The 19871-nt window shown below is 69.5% G+C and carries 18 protein-coding genes and 1 pseudogene; 10 read left to right on the forward strand and 9 right to left on the reverse strand.

The annotated features are described in order from the left end of the window. The 4 genes from ETP66_RS07700 to ETP66_RS07715 all read right to left on the reverse strand — a co-directional run. A partial coding sequence (locus ETP66_RS07700; protein WP_130842056.1) for an ABC transporter ATP-binding protein occupies positions 1–486 on the reverse strand: 486 nt, incomplete at its 3' end. After that, on the reverse strand, positions 467–1252 hold the full coding sequence (locus ETP66_RS07705) for an ABC transporter ATP-binding protein (protein ID WP_130842057.1): 786 nt from the start codon (positions 1250–1252) through the stop codon (positions 467–469). The genes ETP66_RS07700 and ETP66_RS07705, both read right to left, overlap by 20 nt. A 26-nt stretch (positions 1253–1278) precedes the next feature. Then, on the reverse strand, positions 1279–2790 hold the full coding sequence (locus ETP66_RS07710) for an ABC transporter ATP-binding protein (protein ID WP_130842058.1): 1512 nt from the start codon (positions 2788–2790) through the stop codon (positions 1279–1281). 54 nt (positions 2791–2844) lie between these two features. Continuing rightward, positions 2845–4017: a BMP family lipoprotein gene (locus tag ETP66_RS07715; RefSeq protein WP_130842059.1), complete on the reverse strand. Its 1173-nt coding sequence runs from the start codon at positions 4015–4017 to the stop codon at positions 2845–2847. Between the two features lie 97 nt (positions 4018–4114). On the opposite strand from ETP66_RS07715, the gene ligA reads away from it, so the two are divergent. Continuing rightward, on the forward strand, positions 4115–6184 hold the full coding sequence (ligA, locus tag ETP66_RS07720) for an NAD-dependent DNA ligase LigA (protein WP_130842060.1): 2070 nt from the start codon (positions 4115–4117) through the stop codon (positions 6182–6184). Here ligA and thyX read toward each other — a convergent pair. Continuing rightward, entirely contained in the window at positions 6181–6987 is an 807-nt protein-coding gene (gene thyX / locus ETP66_RS07725; protein WP_130842061.1) for an FAD-dependent thymidylate synthase, read from the reverse strand. The two genes, ligA and thyX, sit on opposite strands and share 4 nt — an antisense overlap. A 182-nt stretch (positions 6988–7169) precedes the next feature. Between thyX and ETP66_RS07730 the strand changes: the two are divergent. The 3 genes and pseudogenes from ETP66_RS07730 (at position 7170) to ETP66_RS07740 (ending at position 9862) form a co-directional block, all read left to right on the forward strand. Next, a pseudogene (locus tag ETP66_RS07730) lies at positions 7170–8475 on the forward strand (tryptophan synthase subunit beta). Further along, entirely contained in the window at positions 8472–9251 is a 780-nt protein-coding gene (gene trpA, locus ETP66_RS07735) for a tryptophan synthase subunit alpha (RefSeq protein ID WP_130842062.1), read from the forward strand. The pseudogene ETP66_RS07730 and the gene trpA overlap by 4 nt, the downstream one beginning before the upstream one ends. Positions 9252–9433: 182 nt before the next feature. Next, positions 9434–9862: a hypothetical protein gene (locus tag ETP66_RS07740; RefSeq protein ID WP_236630136.1), complete on the forward strand. Its 429-nt coding sequence runs from the start codon at positions 9434–9436 to the stop codon at positions 9860–9862. A gap of 96 nt (positions 9863–9958) precedes the next feature. Here the strand turns inward: ETP66_RS07740 and ETP66_RS07745 are convergent, their stop codons facing one another. After that, positions 9959–11101, reverse strand: coding sequence for a CofH family radical SAM protein (locus ETP66_RS07745; protein WP_130842063.1), 1143 nt, complete (start codon positions 11099–11101; stop codon positions 9959–9961). Between the two features lie 56 nt (positions 11102–11157). Between ETP66_RS07745 and ETP66_RS07750 the strand changes: the two genes are divergently transcribed. The 4 genes from ETP66_RS07750 to metG all read left to right on the forward strand — a co-directional run bounded on the left by ETP66_RS07750 (position 11158) and on the right by metG (position 14915). Then, on the forward strand, positions 11158–11643 hold the full coding sequence (locus ETP66_RS07750; protein ID WP_130842064.1) for an adenosine diphosphatase: 486 nt from the start codon (positions 11158–11160) through the stop codon (positions 11641–11643). A gap of 44 nt (positions 11644–11687) precedes the next feature. After that, positions 11688–12155, forward strand: coding sequence for a thioredoxin-dependent thiol peroxidase (bcp, locus tag ETP66_RS07755; RefSeq protein WP_130842065.1), 468 nt, complete (start codon positions 11688–11690; stop codon positions 12153–12155). Further along, the gene (rpiA, locus tag ETP66_RS07760) at positions 12155–12838 is read left to right on the forward strand and encodes a ribose-5-phosphate isomerase RpiA (RefSeq protein ID WP_130842066.1); all 684 of its coding nucleotides are present in this window, start codon (positions 12155–12157) and stop codon (positions 12836–12838) included. Before bcp ends, rpiA begins: the two co-directional genes overlap by 1 nt. Before the next feature lie 196 nt (positions 12839–13034). Continuing rightward, the gene (metG, locus tag ETP66_RS07765; protein ID WP_130842067.1) at positions 13035–14915 is read left to right on the forward strand and encodes a methionine--tRNA ligase; all 1881 of its coding nucleotides are present in this window, start codon (positions 13035–13037) and stop codon (positions 14913–14915) included. Positions 14916–14969: 54 nt separating this feature from the next. On the opposite strand, the gene ETP66_RS07770 is transcribed toward metG, so the two are convergent. After that, positions 14970–16292: a S41 family peptidase gene (locus ETP66_RS07770; protein WP_130842068.1), complete on the reverse strand. Its 1323-nt coding sequence runs from the start codon at positions 16290–16292 to the stop codon at positions 14970–14972. Between the two features lie 86 nt (positions 16293–16378). Here ETP66_RS07770 and ftsE point away from each other — a divergent pair, with 86 nt between their 5' ends. Further along, complete coding sequence (gene ftsE, locus ETP66_RS07775; RefSeq protein ID WP_130842069.1) at positions 16379–17107, forward strand: cell division ATP-binding protein FtsE; 729 nt, start codon at positions 16379–16381, stop codon at positions 17105–17107. Further along, positions 17104–17664, forward strand: a complete 561-nt coding sequence (gene hpf / locus ETP66_RS07780; protein ID WP_130842070.1) for a ribosome hibernation-promoting factor, HPF/YfiA family — start codon at positions 17104–17106, stop codon at positions 17662–17664. The genes ftsE and hpf overlap by 4 nt, the downstream gene beginning before the upstream one ends. Before the next feature lie 43 nt (positions 17665–17707). On the opposite strand, the gene ETP66_RS07785 is transcribed toward hpf, so the two are convergent. Both ETP66_RS07785 and ETP66_RS07790 read right to left on the reverse strand, forming a co-directional pair. Continuing rightward, entirely contained in the window at positions 17708–18949 is a 1242-nt protein-coding gene (locus ETP66_RS07785; protein ID WP_130842071.1) for a murein hydrolase activator EnvC family protein, read from the reverse strand. Then, positions 18949–19803, reverse strand: a complete 855-nt coding sequence (locus ETP66_RS07790) for a cell division protein FtsX (RefSeq protein ID WP_130842072.1) — start codon at positions 19801–19803, stop codon at positions 18949–18951. The genes ETP66_RS07785 and ETP66_RS07790 overlap by 1 nt, the downstream gene beginning before the upstream one ends. Positions 19804–19871 lie beyond the last annotated feature (68 nt).

The following is a 19871-nucleotide window of genomic DNA, read 5'->3' on the forward strand; positions in this document are numbered from 1 at the left end:
GGTGGGCTCGTCCAGGATGAGGAGCTTGGGGGAGAGCATCAGGGCCCGGCCGATGGCCACCATCTGCCTTTCCCCCCCGGAAAGCTGCCCCGCCTTCTGCCCCCGGCGCTCGTAGAGCCGGGGGAAGAGGGTGTAGACCCGCTCCTTGCGCTCTTTAAGGTCCCCTTGTAGCACGTAGGCCCCCATCTCCAGGTTCTCCTCCACGGTGAGGTTCTGGAAGACGTTGTTCACCTGGGGCACGTAGGCCATGCCCTTGCGGATGAGGAGCTCCGGCGGCTTGCGGGTGACCTCCTCCCCGGCGAACTCCACCCGGCCCTCCTTCACCCGCACCAGGCCGAAGAGGGCCTTGACCAGGGTGCTCTTCCCCGCCCCGTTGGGGCCGATGATCACCACGATCTCCCCGGGGTCCACCCGCAGGCGGACCCCCTTGAGGATCTCCAGCTCCCCGTAGCCGGCCACGATCCCCTCAGCCCTCAAAAGCGCCATACTGCCCTCCCAAATAGGCCTCCAGGACCTTGGGGTCCCGCCGCACCGCCTCCGGGGAGCCCTCCTTGAGGACGCTCCCCTCGCTCAGGACCACGATGGGGTCGCAAAGCCGCATCACCAGGTCCATGTCGTGCTCGATGATGAGGAAGGTCAGGCCCTTGCGGTTGAGCTCCAGGATCTTTTCCGCAAGCTTTTTCATCAGGGTGGGGTTCACCCCGGCCCCGGGCTCGTCCAAAAGGACCAGCCTGGGCTCGGCCATGAGAACCCGGGCCAGCTCCAGAAGCTTCCGCTGCCCCCCGGAGAGGTTGCCCGCGTACTCGTCCTTGAGGTGGAGGAGCTCCACGAACTCCAGGACCTCCAGGGCCCTTTGCCGGATGGCCTCCTCCTGGGCCCGCACCGCCTGGGGCCGGAACCAGACGTTCCAGAACCCTTCTCCCAGCTGGCCCAGGGGCACCAGCATCAGGTTTTCCAAGACGGTGAGGAGGCGGTGCTCCCGGGGGATCTGGAAGGTGCGGGCCAGGCCCTTGCGGAAGATCCGGTAGGGGGGCAGGCCGGTGATCTCCTCCCCCTGGAAGAGGACCCGGCCCGCGTCGGGCCTGAGGAAGCCGGTGATGAGGTTGAAGACCGTGGTCTTGCCCGCCCCGTTGGGGCCGATGAGGCCGGTGATGGAGCCCTCCGCCACGGCGAAGGTGCAGCCGTTCACCGCCCTTAGGCCCCCGAAGTCCTTGACCAGGCCTTCTACCCGGAGAAGGGGTTCACGGGACATTTGTCCTCCATTCTACACCCCCCGCCTCAGGCCGGGACCCCGGCCATGAGGAGGCCGAGCCGTTCCTCCAGGTAGCCTTCCGGCTGGCCCTTGGCCTCTTCGGGGGTGAGCTCCCCCACGATCCTGCCCTCGTACATCACCAGGATGCGGTCAGCGAGGGAGAGCACCTCGGAGAGGTCGGCGGAAACCAGGAGCACCGCCAGACCCCGGTCCCGGGCCTCCACCAGGCGCTGGTGGATGAACTCGATGGCCCCCACGTCCACCCCCCGGGTGGGCTGGGCGGCCACGAGGAGCCTGGGGGCCCTGAGGAGCTCCCGGCCCACCACGATCTTCTGCTGGTTGCCCCCGGAGAAGCGCCTTGCGGAAAGCCCGGTGGAGCGGGGGCGGACGTCGAAGGTCTCCACCAGCTCCCGGGCGTGGGCCTCCAGCCGGTCGCCGTCCAGAAAGCCCAAAAACCCCCGGAAGGGCCTCCGGTGCTGGTCGCCGAGGACGGCGTTTTCCCGCACGGAGAAGTCCAGCACCAGGCCCCGGGCCTGCCGGTCCTCGGGGATGTGGCTCACCCCCGCCTCCCGGACCCTGCGGGCCAGGGGGGGGAGGGGCTTTCCCAGGTAGCGCACCACCCCCCGGTGGGGCCGAAGCCCGGTGAGGGCCTCCACCAGCTCCGTCTGCCCGTTCCCCTCCACCCCGGCGATGCCCACGATCTCCCCGGAGCGCACCCTAAAGCTCACCCCCTTGAGCCGGGGAGGGGCCTCGAGGCCCTCCACCTCCAGCACCACCTCCCCGGGCCGTGCGGGGCCCTTCGGTACCCGCAGGACCACCTCCCGCCCCACCATCATGCGGGCCAGCTCCTCCAGAGAGGTCGCCGGGGTCCTCACCGTGCCCACCACCCTCCCGTCCCGGATCACCGTAACCCGGTCGGAGACCTGCAAAACCTCCTTCAGCTTGTGGCTGATGAAGATGGCGGCGTTGCCCTTGGCCGCGTAGGCCCGGAGGAAACGGAAGAGCTCCTCCGCCTCCTGGGGGGTGAGGACGGCGGTGGGCTCGTCCAGGATGAGGATCTTGGCCTCACGGTAGAGGGCTTTGAGGATCTCCACCCGCTGCTGCAGCCCCACGGGCAGGTTCTCGATCCGCTCGTCCAAGGGGACCTGAAAGCCCAGCTCCTCCATGAGGGCCGAAGCCCGCCGTCTGGCCTGCTCCAGGTTGAGGAAGAAGGGGCTTCCCGGTTCCAGGCCCAGGACCAGGTTTTCCAAGACGGTGAAGGGCTCCACCAGCATGAAGTGCTGGTGGACCATGCCGATCCCGGCGCGGATGGCGTCCAGGGGGCTTTTGGGGCGGTAGGGGCGGCCCGCCACCCACATCTCCCCCCGGTCCGGGGGGAGGAGGCCGTAGACGATCCGCATCAGGGTGGACTTGCCCGCCCCGTTCTCCCCCACCAGGGCCAGGACCTCGCCCCACTCCAGGTCCAGGCCGATGCGGTCGTTGGCCAGGACCAGGGGGAAGCGCTTGGTGATGCCTTGTAGCGCCAGGGCCTTCGCCACGAGGGGAGTATAGCAGAGCCGGGGGCCAGGGCCCCCGGCACCCCCATCTTCCCCTTAGCGGGTCTCCGGCACCTGGATCTCGCCGTTGATGATGGCCTGCTTCAGGTCCTCCAGCCGGTCCTGGAGGTCCCAGGGGATGAGGCTCATGTTGTACTCGTCCAGGGCGTAGCCTACCCCCTCCTCGGCCAGGCCCAGCTCCCGCACCCCGCCCCGGAAGGTGCCCTCCACCACGGCCTGGATGGCCTCGAAGACGGCCACGTCCACCCGCTTCACCATGGAGGTGAGGCCGTGGTTGAGGGTGAAGGGGTCGTTGTCCGTGTCCCCCAGGTAGTTCTGGTTGGCGTCCACCCCGATGAAGAACATGGGGGTGGTGTCCCCGCCGCAGCGGGCCTCGTACTCGGGGTAGGGGTTGAGGAAGAAGAAGGGGCTCTCCCGTACGAAGCGCACCGCCCCGCCCTCCCTGAGGCACATCTGCTCCTTGACGAAGTCGATCAGGCCAAGCCCCGAGCCGCCCGCAGCGGCGTAGATGATGTCCGCCCCCTGCCGGGCCTGGCTGGCGGCGATCTCCTTGGCCCGGGCGGGGTCGTTCCAGGCCGCGGGGGTGTTGCCCACGTAGCCCACCAGGACGCGGCCCTCTATGCCGTCCTCCCGGAAGGCGTACTCTGCCCCGGCGCGGAAGCCGGCCTCGAACTTGTGGATCAGGGGGATGTCCATGCCGCCGATGAAGCCCACCACCCCGGTGCGGGTGAGCTTGCCGGCGATGTAGCCCACCAGGAAGCTCCCCTCGTGCTCGCGGAAGACGATGCCCAGGGCGTTGGGCAGCTCACCCTCCCCGGGGACGGCGTCGATGACCGCGAAGTTCACGTTGGGGAACTCCCGGGCCGTGGCGGCGATGGCGGGCTCGTTGGCGAAGCCCACCCCGATCACCAGGTCGAAGCCCTCCTCCGCGAAGGTGCGGATCCCCTGGCCCACCTGGGCGGGGTCGGCGGGCTCGAAGTCGAAGATCTGCACCCCAAGCTCCCGGGCGGCCCGCTCCGCCCCCTCCCAGGCGGACTGGTTGAAGGAACGGTCGAACTTGCCGCCGGCGTCAAAAGCGATCCCTACCCGTACCTCCGCGCCAGGGGCCTCCGCGGGAGCCGGGGCCTCCTCCGCCGCCCGCCTGGGGCAGGCGGTGAGGAGGAGGGCCAGGGCTCCTAGGAGCAGCAACAGCACGGCTTTCTGCTTCACCTTCAGACCTCCTTTCCTTACGCACACGATATCCACCCCGGAGCTTGGCCGAGGGCCCCAGGGTCAGGCCCAGTATACCCCAAGGTAGACTGGAACCATGACCCTGGAGGAGGCCAGAAGGCGCGCCAACGAGCTAAGGGACCTCATCCGCTACCACAACTACCGCTACTACGTCCTGGACGCCCCGGAGATCTCCGATGCCGAGTACGATCGACTGCTTCGCGAGCTTGAGGAGCTGGAGGAGCGTTTTCCCGAGCTCAAAAGCCCCGACTCCCCCACGGCGCAGGTGGGGGCCAGGCCCCTGGGTCAGCCGTTAGGCTATCTTGGTCAGCCGCTAGGCTACCTTGAGGCCACCTTCCGCCCCCTCCGCCACCCCACCCGCATGTACTCTCTGGACAACGCCTTCACCCTGGAGGAGGTCAGGGCCTTTGAGGAGCGCCTCGAGCGGGCCCTGGGGCGGAAGGGCCCCTTCGCCTACGCGGTGGAGCACAAGGTGGACGGGCTCTCCGTGAACCTCTACTACGAGGAGGGGATCCTGGTCTGGGGGGCCACCCGGGGGGACGGGGAGACGGGGGAGGAGGTCACCCAGAACCTCCTCACCATCCCCACCATCCCCCGAAGGCTTAAGGGGGTGCCGGAGCGCCTCGAGGTCCGGGGGGAGGTCTACATGCCCCTCGAGGCCTTCCTCCGCCTCAACGAGGAGCTGGAGGAAAAGGGGGAGAAGGTCTTCAAGAACCCCCGGAACGCCGCCGCCGGGAGCCTGCGGCAAAAGGACCCCCGGATCACCGCGGGAAGGGGGCTCAGGGCCACCTTCTACGCCCTGGGGCTGGGCCTGGAGGAGTCGGGCCTGAGGACCCAGCTGGACCTCCTCCACTGGCTCAAGGAGAAGGGCTTCCCCGTAGAGCACGGCTTCGCCCGGGCCTACGGGGCGGAGGGAGTGGAGGGGGTGTACCAGTCCTGGCTGAGGGAGCGGCGGAGCCTTTCCTTCGAGGCGGATGGGGTGGTGGTGAAGCTGGATGAGCTTTCCCTTTGGCGGGAGCTGGGCTACACCGCCCGGGCCCCCCGCTTCGCCATCGCCTACAAGTTCCCCGCGGAGGAAAAGGAAACCCAGCTTTTGGACGTGGTCTTCCAGGTGGGGCGCACGGGCCGGGTAACCCCGGTGGGCCTCCTGAGGCCCGTTTTCATTGAGGGAAGCGAGGTGGCCCGGGTCACCCTCCACAACGAGAGCTACCTCGAGGAGCTGGACGTGCGCGTGGGGGACTGGGTCTTGGTGCACAAGGCCGGGGGGGTGATCCCCGAGGTCCTGAGGGTGCTCAAAGAGCGGCGCACCGGCGAGGAGAAGCCCATCCTCTGGCCCGAAGCCTGCCCCGAGTGCGGCCACCGCCTGGTCAAGGAGGGCAAGGTGCACCGCTGCCCCAACCCCTTGTGCCCCGCCAAGCGCTTCGAGGCCCTCCGCCACTACGCCTCCCGCAAGGCCATGGACATCGGGGGCCTGGGGGAGAAGCTCATCGAAAAGCTCCTGGAAAGGGGCTTGGTGAAGGATGTGGCCGACCTCTACCGCCTCAAGGAGGAGGACCTTTTGGGCCTGGAGCGCATGGGGGAAAAGAGCGCCCAAAACCTCCTCCGCCAGATCGAGGAGAGCAAGGGGCGGGGCCTGGAGCGCCTCCTCTACGCCCTGGGGCTTCCCGGGGTGGGGGAGGTCCTGGCCCGCAACCTGGCGGCGCGCTTCCGCACCATGGACCGCCTCCTGGAGGCCTCCTTGGAGGAGCTTCTGGAGGTGGAGGAGGTGGGGGAGCTCACCGCTAAGGGCATCCTGGAGACCCTCCGCAACCCGGCTTTCCGCGACCTGGTGCGCCGCCTGAAGGAAGCGGGGGTGGAGATGGAGGCCAAGGAGCGGGGCGGGGAGGCCCTCAAGGGTCTCACCTTCGTCCTCACCGGGGAGCTTTCCCGGCCCCGGGAGGAGGTGAAGGCCCTCCTCCGGCGCCTGGGGGCCAAGGTGACGGACGCCGTGAGCCGCAAGACGGGCTACCTGGTGGTGGGGGAGGCCCCGGGGAGCAAGCTGGAGAAGGCCCGGGCCCTGGGGGTGCCCACCCTCACGGAGGAGGAGCTTTACCGGCTCATCGCCGAACGCACGGGGAAGCGGCCGGAGTTCCCCTCAGCCTCCTAGGGTTCGGGACCGAAGACCTTGTCCAGGGCCTCCCGCACCCGGGAGGGGGTAAGCCCCAAGGCCAGGAGGGCCTTCTCGTAGAGCTCCGGGGTGAGGAGGCCCTGGAGGGCCTTGAGCTCGGTGCGGGAGAGGTGGGCCCCTCGGAGCACGTGCTCCTCGAAGCTCTGCCAGGCCAGGGGCACCCTCTCCTTCACCAGACGGGCGATGGCCTCCGCGTACTGCCTTATCTCCCACTGGGCCTCGGGGGCCAGGCGCAGGGCCAGGAAGTGGAAGAGGTTGTGGAGGTCCTGCTTCCAGTAGAACTCGGTGTAGAGGTTCAGGGGCAGGACCATGCGGGCCATCTCACGGGCGATCCCCCTTTCCAGAAGGGCCCGGTAGGCCCGGTAGGCCTCCCCCTCCACCCCCTGGAGGAGGGCCAGGGCCTCCGGGTCGGCCACCTCCCCCTCGGAGCCCTGCTTGTTCCGCCGGGCTTGCCTCCGCCACGCCCGCGGTTCGTAAAACTCTTCCTTGAGCACGGAGTAGCGCCCGGAGATCTCGTTGACGCTGGCGGTGCGGTGGCGGAACCACTGCCGCACCACGAAGAGGGGGGCCTTCACGTGGAACTTGAACTCCACCATCTCGAAGGGGCTGGTGTGGCGGTGGCGCATGAGGTAGTCGATGAGGGCGGCATCCTCCCGCACCGTCTTGGTGCCCTCCCCGTAGGACACCCGGGCGGCCTGGACGATGGCGCCGTCGTCCCCCATGGCCTCCACCAGGCGCACGAAGCCCTTGTCCAGAACGGGGATTTCTTTGAGCGGCTCCATGCCCTCAAGTCTACTTGCCCTCTGGCCCCAAGGGCCCTACCCTAGACGTATGCGGGCGAGAACCCCCTGCGCCTTCCCGTGGAGGCACGGGCGCTACCGGGCCTGAGGCCGCTTTGCGCCCGGGCGAAGAGGCTTTAGGATGAGTGGGCTTTGGGCACCCCGTGCCCTGTTTGGAGTCAGCCATGCTGAGGTTGCCGGATTTTCCCTTGCCCGACGAGCGGGGGCGGTTTGGCCCCTACGGGGGTCGGTACGTCCCCGAGACCCTGATTCCCGCCTTGGAAGAGGTGGAGGCCGCCTACAAGGAGGCCAAGCGGGACCCCGCCTTCCTGGAGGAGCTCGCCCACTACCTCAAGGCCTTCGCCGGGCGCCCCACCCCCCTTTTTCACGCCAAGAGGCTTTCCCAGCACTGGGGCGGGGCCCAGGTGTACCTGAAGCGGGAGGACCTCCTCCACACCGGGGCCCACAAGATCAACAACACCCTGGGCCAGGCCCTTCTGGCCCGGCGCATGGGCAAGAGGCGGGTTATCGCCGAAACGGGGGCGGGCCAGCACGGGGTCAGCGTGGCCACGGTGGCGGCGCTTTTCGGCCTGGAGTGCGTGGTCTACATGGGAGAGGAGGACGTGAGGCGGCAGGCCCTAAACGTCTTCCGCATGAAGCTCCTGGGGGCTGAGGTGCGGCCCGTGGCCGCGGGGAGCCGNGGAGGAGGACGTTAGGCGGCAGGCCCTGAACGTCTTCCGCATGAAGCTTCTGGGAGCCGAGGTGCGGCCTGTGGCCGCGGGGAGCCGCACCCTCAAGGACGCCACCAACGAGGCCATCCGGGACTGGCTCACCCATGTGCGCAGCACCTTCTACATCCTGGGCTCGGTGGTGGGCCCCCACCCCTACCCCATGATGGTGCGGGAGTTCCAGAGCGTCATCGGCGAGGAGGTGAAGGCCCAGAGCCTAGAGCTTTTCGGCCGCTACCCCGACGCCCTCATCGCCGCGGTGGGCGGGGGTTCCAACGCCATCGGCCTCTTCGCTCCCTTCGCCTACCTGCCGGAGGGGGAGCGCCCGAGGCTCATCGGGGTGGAGGCGGCGGGGGAGGGGCTTTCCACGGGCAGGCACGCGGCCAGCATCGGGGCGGGAAAGCGGGGGGTCTTGCACGGCAGCTACATGTACCTCCTCTACGACCACGACGGCCAGATCACCCCGGCCCACTCCGTCTCCGCGGGCCTGGACTACCCGGGGGTGGGGCCGGAGCACAGCTACTACGCCGACCAGGGGATCGCGGAGTACGCCGGCGTGACGGACGAGGAGGCCCTGGAGGGCTTCAAGCTCCTGGCGCGCCTGGAGGGCATCCTCCCCGCCCTGGAGTCGGCCCACGCCATCGCCCACGCGGCCAAGGTGGTGCCGGAGATGGACAAGGACCAGATCGTGGTCCTCAACCTCTCCGGCCGGGGGGACAAGGACGTGACCGAGGCCATGCGCCTTTTGGGGGGGGAGCTGTGACCACCCGCGAGGCCTTCCTCCGGGCCAGGGCCGAAGGCCGGGCCGCCCTCATCCCCTACCTCACCGCGGGCTTCCCCAGCCGCGAAGGCTTCCTGGAGGCGGTCAGGGAGGTCCTGCCTTTGGCCGACCTTCTGGAGATCGGCCTGCCCTACTCCGACCCCCTGGGGGATGGCCCCGTGATCCAGCGGGCCAGCGAGGTGGCCCTCAAGAAGGGCATGAGCGTCCAGGGGGTTTTGGAGCTGGTGCGGGAGGTGCGCGCCCTCACCCCTAAGCCCCTCTTCCTCATGACCTACCTGAACCCGGTCCTGGCCTGGGGTCCTGAGCGCTTTTTCAGCCTCTTCCAGCAGGCGGGGGCCACGGGCCTGATCCTCCCCGACCTCCCCCCGGACGAGGACCCGGCCCTGGTGCGCCTGGCCCAGGAGATCGGCCTGGAGACGGTCTTCCTCCTGGCGCCCACCTCCACGGAAAGGCGCGTGGAGACCGTGGTCCGCCACGCCACGGGCTTCGTCTACGCGGTCTCCGTGACCGGGGTGACGGGGGAGCGGGAGCGCCTGCCCGAGGAGGTGCGGGACCTGGTGCGGCGGATCCGGGCCAAGACTCCCCTTCCCGTGGCGGTGGGGTTCGGGGTTTCGGGGCGGGAGACCGCTGCCCAGGCGGCGGTGGCCGACGGGGTGGTGGTGGGGAGCGCCCTCATTCGGGCCCTCGAGGCGGGCCGCCCCTTGGCGCCGATCCTGGAGGAGGTCCGGCAGGGGCTCTTCCAGAAGGAGCCGGCCTGACGCCGCCTTGGCTTCGCCGGGGGAGGTGCCCTGGGGAGGGGATCGTTTACCGCCTGTTAACCTCCGGGGGGTAGCCTCCCCTCCGGAGGTGAACCGTGGGGCTGACGAGGATCTTCCCCGTAGGGGTAGGGCTGCTGTTCTTGGCTGCGTGTGGCCTTATCCCTGGTTTTGGAGGTCCTAAGGTGACGGGCGGGTTTCAGGGGGACTGGCAGGAGGTGGCCTCGGGCCTGAGGTTGGCCCTGGTGGGCCTGACCTCCGAGGGCCAATTGGACTACTCCAACCCGCTGGAGATCAAGGACCCGAGCCTCCTCCGGGGCTACTGGATGGAGCTTCCCCCCGTGGCCGCCGAGGGCAGCTACCAGGTGGTGGCTTACCGGGACGAGGACAACAACGGCCGCTTCAGCGGGGGAGATACGGTTCTGGGCGACACCTGCAGCCGGTACCTCCTCTACGCTAACGGCTCCGGGGACAAGCTCTACTGGGTGGGTACCCTGCGGCTTCTCCGGGTGCGCCACGGCTGGAACGGCTATGATGCCGCCCAGGAGGGCGAGCCCTACCAGGCCGCCCTTTACACCGGTTTTGATCTTTACCGCCAGGGGCAGTGCCCCTGAGGCCATCCCACGCGGACCCCGTCCCCCTAGGGGTCCGTGGGAAGGGTGGCCGCCTCCTCCGCCTCGGTGAGGCGGGGGGTTCGGCGGAAAAGGGTGTTAGGCCAGGGGGAGTTCCACCGGCTCCTTCTCGGCCAGGATGGCCTCGGGGTCCGGGTAGCGCAGGATGCGGTAGAGGGGGTCCCGCTCCGCGGGGCGGAAGCCTGCGTCCACGATGTGGCGCACGATCTGGCGCACCGTGGCGTGGGTGCGCCCATGCCCCCCTGCCGCCGAGACCACGTTCTCCTCCAGCATGGTGCTGCCGAAGTCGTCGGCCCCGTAGTAGAGGGCGGCCTGGGCCACCTTGAACCCCAGGGTGGGCCAGGAGGCCTGCAGGTGGGCAAGGTTGTCCAGGGCGAGCCGGGCCACGCTTAAGGTCCTCAGGTACTCGTGGGCCGTGGCCCCCGGGGCCTTCCCCTTCAGGCGGGTGTGCTCCACCTGCAAGGTCCAAAGGGCAAAGGCGGCAAAGCCGTTGCCGTAGCGCTCGAGGGCCCGGTCCTGCTGGGCGCGGAGGCCCAGGAGGTGGGCTGTGCGCTCCCTGGGGCCTTCCCCGAAGCCGATCACCATGCTGGCCAGGGTGTAAAGCCCCAAGGACTGGGCGGCGTCCACGATGCGGTACCAGTCCGCCGTCCTTATGCGGGCCGGGGCCGCCCCTAGCCGCACCTCGTCCACCAGGATCTCCGCCCCCGCTCCCGGCATCCCGTCCAGGCCCGCCTCCTTGAGCCTCTCCAGGACCTCCTCCGCCCGGAGGCCGGTGAGCCGTTCCAGGCCCAGGATCTCCTCGGGGCTGAAAGCGTCGATGCGCAGGTCGGGGAAACGGCCCTTCAGGTAGCGCAGGAGGTCCAGGTACCATTCCAGAGGAAGCTCCGGGTTCACCCCCCCTTGCATGAGGATGCGCCTCCCCCCCACCCGGTAGAGCTCCTCCACCTTCTGGGCGATGGCCTCGTAGGTGAGGGTGTAGGCGTCCTTCTGCCGCCTGGTGCGGTAGAAGGCGCAGAAGGCGCAGGCCACGGTGCAGACGTTGGTATAGTTGATGTTCCGGTCGATGAGGAAGGTCACCACCTCGGGGTCCGTCTTTTGTAGACGCACCTCGTGGGCGGCGGCGGCCAGCTCGGGGAGGGGGAGGTGGAAGAGGGCCACCACCTCCGCCTCGGAAAGCCGCTCCCCCGCCACCGCCTTCTCCAGGACGTCCATGGGCCCCATCCTAGCACCTTCCAGGGGCCTTCGGGTGGGGCCTGGGCCACGGGTAGAATGGGGGCATGGAGCTGAAGCTGATCCCCATCGAGAAACCGGCAAACCTGAACGTCATCCTGGGCCAGGCCCACTTCATCAAGACGGTGGAGGACCTGCACGAGGCCCTGGTCACCGCGGTGCCGGGCATCCGGTTCGGCCTCGCCTTCTCCGAGGCCAGCGGTAAGCGCCTCATCCGCCGCTCGGGCACCGACCCCGAGCTCACCGAGCTGGCGGTGAAGAACCTCCTGAGCCTGGCGGCAGGGCACACCTTCCTCATCGTCTTGGGGGAGGGCTTCTACCCTATCAACGTCCTACACGCGGTGAAGGCTTGCCCCGAGGTGGTCAGGATCTTCGCCGCCACCGCCAACCCCCTCCAGGTGGTGGTGGCGGAGGAGGGGGAGCAGAGGGCCATCCTGGGGGTCATGGACGGCTACGGGCCCCTGGGGGTGGAGGACGAGGCCGAGGTGGCCTGGCGCAAAGACCTTCTCCGCCGTTTCGGCTACAAACTTTAGCGCCCCCTTATCCCCGCTCCGGGGGCTTGGGGTAAGATGCCCTCATGGAGCCTGGAACTGCTGCACCCGACTTTGCCCTACCCGACCAGGAGGGGCGGACTCACCGGCTTTCCGATTACCGGGGGAGATGGGTGGTCCTCTACTTCTACCCCAAGGACGACACCCCGGGGTGCACCAAGGAGGCCTGCGGCTTCCGCGACCGCATGGGGGACCTGGTGGCCCTGGGGGCGGTGGTCCTGGGGGTTTCCGCGGACGACGTGGAGAGCCACCGGCGCTTCGCGGAGAAGTACGGCCTGAACTTCCCCCTCCTCTCCGACCCCGGGCGCCAGGCCATCCTGGCCTACGGGGCCTGGGGCAAGAAGAACCTCTACGGCAAGGAGTACGAGGGGGTTCTGCGCCAGACCTTCCTCATCGACCCCGAGGGGCGCATCGCCAAGGTGTGGCGGAAGGTCTCCCCCGAGGGCCACGCGGAGGAGGTGGCCGAGGCCCTCCGGGCCCTTAAGGGGTCGTGATGGAGAGGCCCCTGGAGAGCTACAAGAAGGAGGCGGCCCACGCCGCGGTGGCCTACGTGCAGGATGGGATGCTGGTGGGCCTGGGCACCGGCTCCACCGCCCGCTACGCGGTGCTGGAGCTCGCCCGCCGCCTGCGGGAGGGGGAGCTAAGGGGGGTGCGGGGGGTGCCCACCTCCAGGGCCACGGAGGCCCTGGCCCTCAAGGAGGGCATCCCCCTCGTGGACCTCCCCCCGGAAGGGGTGGACCTGGCCATCGACGGGGCGGACGAGATCGCCCCGGACCTCTCCCTGGTGAAGGGGAGGGGCGGGGCCCTCCTGCGGGAGAAGATCGTGGAGAGTTCCGCCAGGGAGTTCCTCGTGGTCGCCGACCACACCAAGAAGGTGCCGGTTTTGGGGCGGGGGGCGGTGCCGGTGGAGGTGGTGCCCTTCGGCTACCGGGCCACCCTCCGGGCCATCGCTGCCCTGGGGGGAGAGCCCGAGCTCCGCATGGACGGGGACGAGGTCTACTTCACCGACGGCGGCCACCTCATCGCCGACTGCCGCTTCGGGCCCATCGGGGACCCAATGGGCCTTCACCGGGCCCTTCTGGAGATCCCCGGGGTGGTGGAAACGGGGCTCTTTGTGGGCCTGGCCACCCGGGCCCTGGTGGCGGGGCCTTTGGGGGTGGAGGAGCTCCTGCCCTAGTCGCCCCGTGGCGGCCCAGGCCAAGGGGGGCCGCAAAGGGGTTGGGGGGGTGTCCTTTTCCCAGGGGAAGGACCCCTCAGGGTGTGCCCCGGGCTCCCGGGTGTTAAGATGTTGCCCATGAAGGGCATGCCCCGGGGGTAGGGCAGGGGGGCTTCCCCGCCCGGGGCGCATGCCCCGGGTTTTTTAGGAGGCGAGCGTGGAAAAGGTCTTTTACATCACCACCCCCATCTACTACGTGAACGCCGAGCCCCACCTGGGCCACGCCTACTCCACGGTGGTGGCGGACTTCCTGGCCCGGTGGCACCGCCTGGACGGCTACCGGACCTTCTTCCTCACGGGTACCGACGAGCACGGGGAGACGGTCTACCGGGCCGCTCTGGGGGCGGGGGAGGACCCCAAGGCCTTCGTGGACCGGGTTTCTGAGCGCTTCCGGCGGGCCTGGGACCTCCTGGGCATCGCCTACGATGGCTTCATCCGCACCACGGAGGAAAGGCACCGGCGGGTGGTGCAAGGGGTACTCCAGAAGGTCTACGAGGCGGGGGACATCTACTACGGGGAGTACGAGGGGCTTTACTGCGTCTCCTGCGAGCGCTTTTACACGGAGAAGGAGCTTTCCGAGGGCCTTTGCCCCCTACATGGGCGGCCCGTGGAGAGGCGCAAAGAGGGCAACTACTTCTTCCGCATGGAGCGGTACCGGGAGTGGCTCATCGACTACCTGCAGACCCATCCCGACCTCATCCGCCCCGAGGGGTACCGCAACGAGGTGCTCGCCATGCTCGCCGAGCCCATCGGGGACCTCTCCATCTCCCGGCCCAAGGCCCGGGTCCCCTGGGGCATCCCCCTGCCGTGGGATGAGGGGCACGTGACCTACGTGTGGTTCGACGCCCTCCTCAACTACGTCTCCGCCCTGGGCTACCCCGACGGGGAAGGCTACCGGATCTTCTGGCCCCACGCCTGGCACCTCATCGGCAAGGACATCCTGAAGCCCCACGCGGTCTTCTGGCCCACCATGCTGAAGGCGGCGGGCATCCCCATGTACCGGCACCTGGGGGTGGGGGGGTTCCTCCTGGGCCCGGACGGGCGCAAGATGAGCAAGACCCTGGGGAACGTGGTGGACCCCTTCGCCCTGGCGGAGCGGTACGGGAAGGACGCGGTGCGCTACTACCTTCTCCGGGAAATCCCCTACGGCCAGGACACCCCGGTGAGCGAGGAGGCCCTGAGGACCCGGTACGAGGCCGACCTGGCCGACGACCTGGGGAACCTGGTGCAGCGCACCCGGGCCATGCTCCTGCGCTACGCGGAAGGGCGGGTGCCGGAGCCGGTGGCCGGGGAAGAGGTGGAGGAGGGTACCCGGCTGGCGGAGCGCCTCCGCCTTTTGGTGCGGGAGCTAAAGTTCCACGTGGCCCTCGAGGAGGCCATGGCCTACGTGAAGGGCCTGAACCGCTACATCAACGAGAGGCGCCCCTGGGAGCTATACCGCAAGGACCCGGGGGAGGCCAGGGCGGTCCTCTACCGGGTGGTGGAGGGCTTGCGCATCGCCTCCATCCTCCTCACCCCCGCCATGCCGGACAAGATAGCCGAGCTCCGCCGGGCCCTGGGGCTGAAGGAGGAGGTGCGCCTGGAGGAGGCCGAGCGCTGGGGCCTTGCCGAGCCCCTTCCCATCCCGGAGGAGGCCCCCGTGCTCTTTCCCAAGGAGGCCGCGCCGCAAAGGGCGGGGCCAGGAGGCAGCGCGGAGGTCAAGGGGCCGCAGGGCGGACGGATCGGCCTCGAGGACTTCGCCAAGGTGGAGCTGCGGGTGGCGGAGGTGGTGGCGGCAGAACGGCACCCCAACGCCGACAGGCTCCTGGTGCTGAGGCTCTCCCTGGGAAACGAGGAGCGCACGGTGGTGGCGGGCATCGCCCGCTGGTACCGCCCCGAGGAGCTCGTGGGGAAGAAGGTGGTGCTGGTGGCCAACCTCAAGCCCGCCAGGCTCCGGGGCGTGGAGAGCCAGGGCATGATCCTGGCCGCCCAGGAGGGGGATAGGCTAGCCCTGGCGACGGTGGAGGGGGATATCCCCCCGGGGGCGGTGGTCCGGTAGGGGGTAGGCGAGGGGGGGCCGGGGTAAGCCCCGGCCCCCCGGCTTTGGCGGGGGCTAGCGGACGCCCAGCTCCTCCAGGGCCCGCCGCAGGATGGCGTCGTTCTCCAGGTCCAAGACCGCCCGGCCCCGCTCCTCGGCCAGGGGGCGCTGGCGCTGGGGCTCGGCGTAGGTGAACTTCCCCTCCTCGTCGGCCCGAACCGTGACCGTGCGGCCGTTGAGGGTCACGGTGATCTCCGCCCCCGGCGGGGCCCCCGCTCCCTGGAAGGAGAAGGGGGTGGGGAAGCGGGTGTCCGGCACCTCGAGGTCCGGGGTCAGGCCCTCCCGGTTCAGGGCCCGCCGCTTGGGGGTGAGCCACTCGAAGGTCACCAGGGTGAGCTCCCCCCCGTTGGCCAGGGTGTAGGGGGTCTGGCCCACCCCCTTGCCGAAGGTGCGCTCCCCGATCACCTTGGCCCGGCCGTAGTCCTGGAGGGCCCCGGCCACGATCTCGCTGGCGGAGGCGGAGTTGCCGTTCACCAGGACCACCATGGGCCCGTCCCAGAGGGGCCTCCCCGAGGCCTCGCACCAGACCCGGGTGAGGTTCCGGGTGCGGGTGTAGACGATGGGGCCCTCCCGGAGGAAGGCGCTGGCCACGGCGCAGCCCTGGTCCAGGAGGCCGCCCCCGTTGTCCCGCAGGTCGAAGATGAGCTTGGTCACCCCCTGGGCCTTAAGCTCGTCGATGGCCCTTTTGAGCTGGTCCTCCACCCGGAAGTTGCCGAAGGTCTCCAGGGCGATGTAGCCCACCTCGCCGATGCGCCCCGTGGAGACGGAGATGATCTCCACCCGCTCCCGCACCAGCTCGAAGACCAGGGGGGAGGGCACCCCTTCCCGGCGCACGGAGATGGTCACCTGGGTGCCCTCCCGCCCGCGGATCCGGGCCACCACCTCCTGGAGGGGGAGGCCGGTGACGTCCTCCCCGTCCACCTCCAGGATCACGTCCCCCGCCCGCATCCCCGCCCGCTGGGCGGGCAGGCCTGGCATCACCCCGATGATCCGGGCCCCGGTGCCGTCGGGGTTGGCGGGGCTTAGGGTGGCCCCGATGCCGAAGAACTCCCCCCGGAGGTCCTCCTGGCGAAGGCTTGCCCTTTGGGGTGGGGAGTAGCTGGTGAAGGGGTCCTTCAGGGAGGAGATCATGCCGCCGATGGCCCCTTCCAGAAGGGCGTTGAGCCTTTCCCGGGGCAGGGTTTCCAGGTAGTCCTGCTGCAGGCGTTGGTAGACCTCGAGGAGGGCCTGGCCGTTGGGGTTCTGCAGAAGGCTTTCCGCCTGGGGGCGGGGCAGTTGGGCGTACACCAGGGCCAAGAGCACGCCCAGCCCCGCGACGATCCACGCGCTTCGCTTCATCTTCTCCCTCACCTGACTTCTACTATAGCCCCCTTCCGTGAGAAACGAGCGTGGCCTGGCCCATGGGTACCCCGTATAGTGGGGGCATGATCGCCTTCCACCGGGTGAGCCTGGAGTACCCCCGGACCGGGACCAAGGCCCTTTACCACGTGAACCTGGAGGTCAAAAAGGGGGAGTTCGTCTACGTGGTGGGCCACTCGGGGGCGGGGAAGTCCACCCTGCTTGCCCTCATCCTCAGGAGGCTCCTGCCCACCCAGGGGGCGGTCTACTTCGCCGGGCAGAACCTGAGGCACCTCCGGGGGGACCAGGTGGCCTTCCACCGGCGCCGCATCGGCATGGTCTTCCAGGATCACCGCCTTCTCGCCGACATGACGGTGGAGGAGAACCTGGCTTTCGTCCTGGAGGTTCAGGGGGTCAGGCGCAAAGAATGGCCCGAGCGGATCGCCACCGCCCTGCGCCGGGTGGGGCTTTTCCACAAGAAGCGGGCCTTTCCCGAGGAGCTCTCCGTGGGGGAGGCCCAGCGGGTGGCCCTGGCCCGGGCCCTCCTCCTGGACCCCCCCGTGGTTCTGGCCGACGAGCCCACGGGCAACCTGGACCCGGGCAACGCCCTCTCCGTCCTGGAGATCCTCAAAGGGGCCCACGCCCGGGGGGCCACGGTGGTGGTGGCCACCCACAGCCGGGAGCTCCTGGAGGCCTACCCCGCCCGGGTGGTGGTCCTGAAGGCGGGGCAGGTGGTGCGGGACGAGCGCCCTGGGGAGGGTGGTAGCATAAGGGTAAGGGAAAGCCCTGACCGGGGCGGAAAGGAGGGCATGTGAACGTCTACAAGCTCATCGGCCGTAACCTGGAGATCACCGACGCCATCCGGGACTACGTGGAGCGGAAGCTTTCCCGCCTGGACCGCTACCAGAACGGGGAGCTCATGGCCAAGGTGGTGCTCTCCTTGGCGGCGAGCCCCCACGTGGAGAAGAAGGCCAAGGCCGAGGTGCAGGTGGACCTCCCCGGGGGGCTCGTGCGGGTGGAGGAGGAGGACCCTGACCTCTACGCCGCCATCGACCGCATGGTGGACCGGTTGGAGACCCAGCTCAAGCGCTACCGGGAGCGCCGCTTCATCGGCAAGCGCCACTCCTACCAAGGCCCCCCGCCCCCGGAGGTGCGGGATCTGGAGGCCCTGCGCAAGCCCGAGGAGGAGGAGGGCCCCAGGATCGTGCGGGTCAAGCGCTTCGAGATGAAGCCCATGGACCCCGAGGAGGCTGCCTTCCAGATGGAGGCCCTGGGCCACGACTTCTTCGTCTTCCGGAACGCTCACACCGAGGAGATCAACGTCATCTACCGCCGCAAGGACGGGAACTACGGGCTGATCGAGCCCGCTTGAGGCCTTGGGGACCCCTGCCGCAGGGAAAGCTGCGGCAGGGGCTTTAGTAGTAGGCCGCCGGGTCCACGAAGCGGGTCTCCAGGCCCACCCGCACCGCCACCCGGAACTCCAGCTCCTCCGGGCGGATGAGGAGGCCACCCCCCGTGTAGCCCAGAACCTGCCCCCGGCGCACCCCCTCCCCCTCCCCCACCAGGGGCTCCTGCAGGTTGGTGTAGACGGTGGCCAGGGTCTCCGTGTGCACCAGCATCACCGTGTAACCCAGGTTGGGGAGGTAGAGGATGCCGGCCACGTAGCCGTCGGCCGCCGCCTGTACCGGGCTCCCCGCCGCGGGGGCCTGGATCACCTGGAAGGGGCCTTCCTGCCCGTAAGGGATCAGGACCCGGCCCCCGGGAACGGGGAAGGCCAGGCGCCCCACGGCGGCGGGGAGGGGTGGGGGAGGGACCACCACCTGGGCCGGCCGGGCCGCGGCCTGGCGCCTCAGGGCCTCCTGCCGCCTTCTCTCCTCCTCCTGGCGCTGGAGCTCCAAAAGCCGCTGCCGTTCGGCCAGGATCCGGGCCTGAAGGGCCGCCAGGTTCCCCTGCAGGCGCTGCCTCTCCCCTAGGGCTTCCCGGAGGAGGGCGCGGGTGCCCTCCTCCTCCTGCCTCAGGGCCTCCAGGGTAGCGGTAAGCTCCTCCTGCCGCGCCTCCAGGCCCCTTTGCGCCCGGGCCAGGGCCTCCTCCCGGGCGGAGAGGTCGGCGAGGAGGAGGCCGAGGCGCTCCCGCTCGGCCCTCAGGGCCTGGAGGGTGGTCTGGATGGCCCGCACCACCTCCGCGTCCCGCCGGGAGATGTACCCCACCCACCGGGCCCGCACCGCCAGGTCGGTGAAGGACTGGGCCCGGAGGAGGGGTAGGTATCTTCCCGCCCGCTCCCGGTGGAGGCTTTGCATCAGGGCCTGCAGCCGATCCTTAAGGCTTTCCAGGTCCCTTTCCAGCCGGGCGATGCGCTCCTCCGTGCGCCGCACCTCCCCCTGCAGGCGGGCCACCTCCCGCCTCAGGGCGGCCCGCTCCCCTTCCAGCCGGGCGATCTCCCCCTCGAGGCGGGTCTTCTCCGCCAGCAGGTTCTGCGTCCTTTGGGAGAGGCGGGCCAGCTCCCGGTTCAGGGCCTGGACCCTCGCCTCCATCTGCCGCTCCAGGGTCCGGGCCCGGGCCAGCTCCTCTTCCAGGGAGCGCACCCGCCGCTCCTGGGTGGCCACGTCCTGGGCCAGGGCCAGGAGGGGCAGGAGGAGAAGGGGCCAAAGCCACCGCATCAGGCCTCCTTCAGGTGGGCCCGGCTGGCCATGAAGGCCCCCCCCGCGCCCAGGACCAGGGCCAGGAGGAGGACCACCCCCCCGGTGCGCAGGAGGTCGTCCTGGCCCAGGACGGGGAGGAAGGGGAGGAGGCCCTGGGCGGCCTGGGCCAGGGCCCGGTAGAGGAGCCCGCCGAAGAGGACGGCCAGAATCCCCGCCCCTAGGGTGAGGAGGACCCCCTCCAGCACGAAGGGGCCCTGGACGAACCGCCGCGTGGCGCCCACCAGGAGCATGATACCCAAAGCCTCCCTTCGGCTTTCCACGCTGAGCCGGATGGCCCCCATGACGCTGAAGAAGGTGTTGAGGAGGAGAAGCCCCACCAGAAGGCCCATGGCCACCCGGCTTCCCGCCATCACCTGTACCAGGCGTTCCGTAAGCTCCCCTCCGTACTCCACCCCCTCCACCCCGGGAAGCCGCCTCAGCCGTTCCGCCACCTCCCGCACCGCTTCCGGCTCGCTCAGCTTGAGCCTGAGGGTGTCGGGGAGGGGGTTTTCCACCAGGTCGCGGGCCTCGGCCAGGTAGGGGTAGTCCAGGATCAGCTGGGCCAGGGCCTCCTCCTTGGGCTCCAGGCGCACCGCCCTGACCTCGGGCCAGTTCTGGACCTCGCCCAGGAGGGCTTCCACGTCGGCCTCCCTGGCCAGAAAGGCCGCCACCTCCAGCTCCCGCTCCAGGCCCTGCACCACCCGCTCCAGGTTCCAAAGGAGAAGGCCCAGGAAGTAGAGGAGGGCGAAGGAGACCAGGGCGGTGAAGAAGGTGGCGAGGCTAGAGGTGGGGTGGCGGAGGATCTGGCGCAGGGCCTCGCGGAGGGCGTACACGCCCCCATCATAGAGCCCTTTCCCTGAGAGAAGGCTTAGGTGCGCATCCACAGGGGAAAGAGCGCACC

Source organism: Thermus thermamylovorans (assembly GCF_004307015.1).
Classification (GTDB): Bacteria; Deinococcota; Deinococci; order Deinococcales; family Thermaceae; genus Thermus; species Thermus thermamylovorans.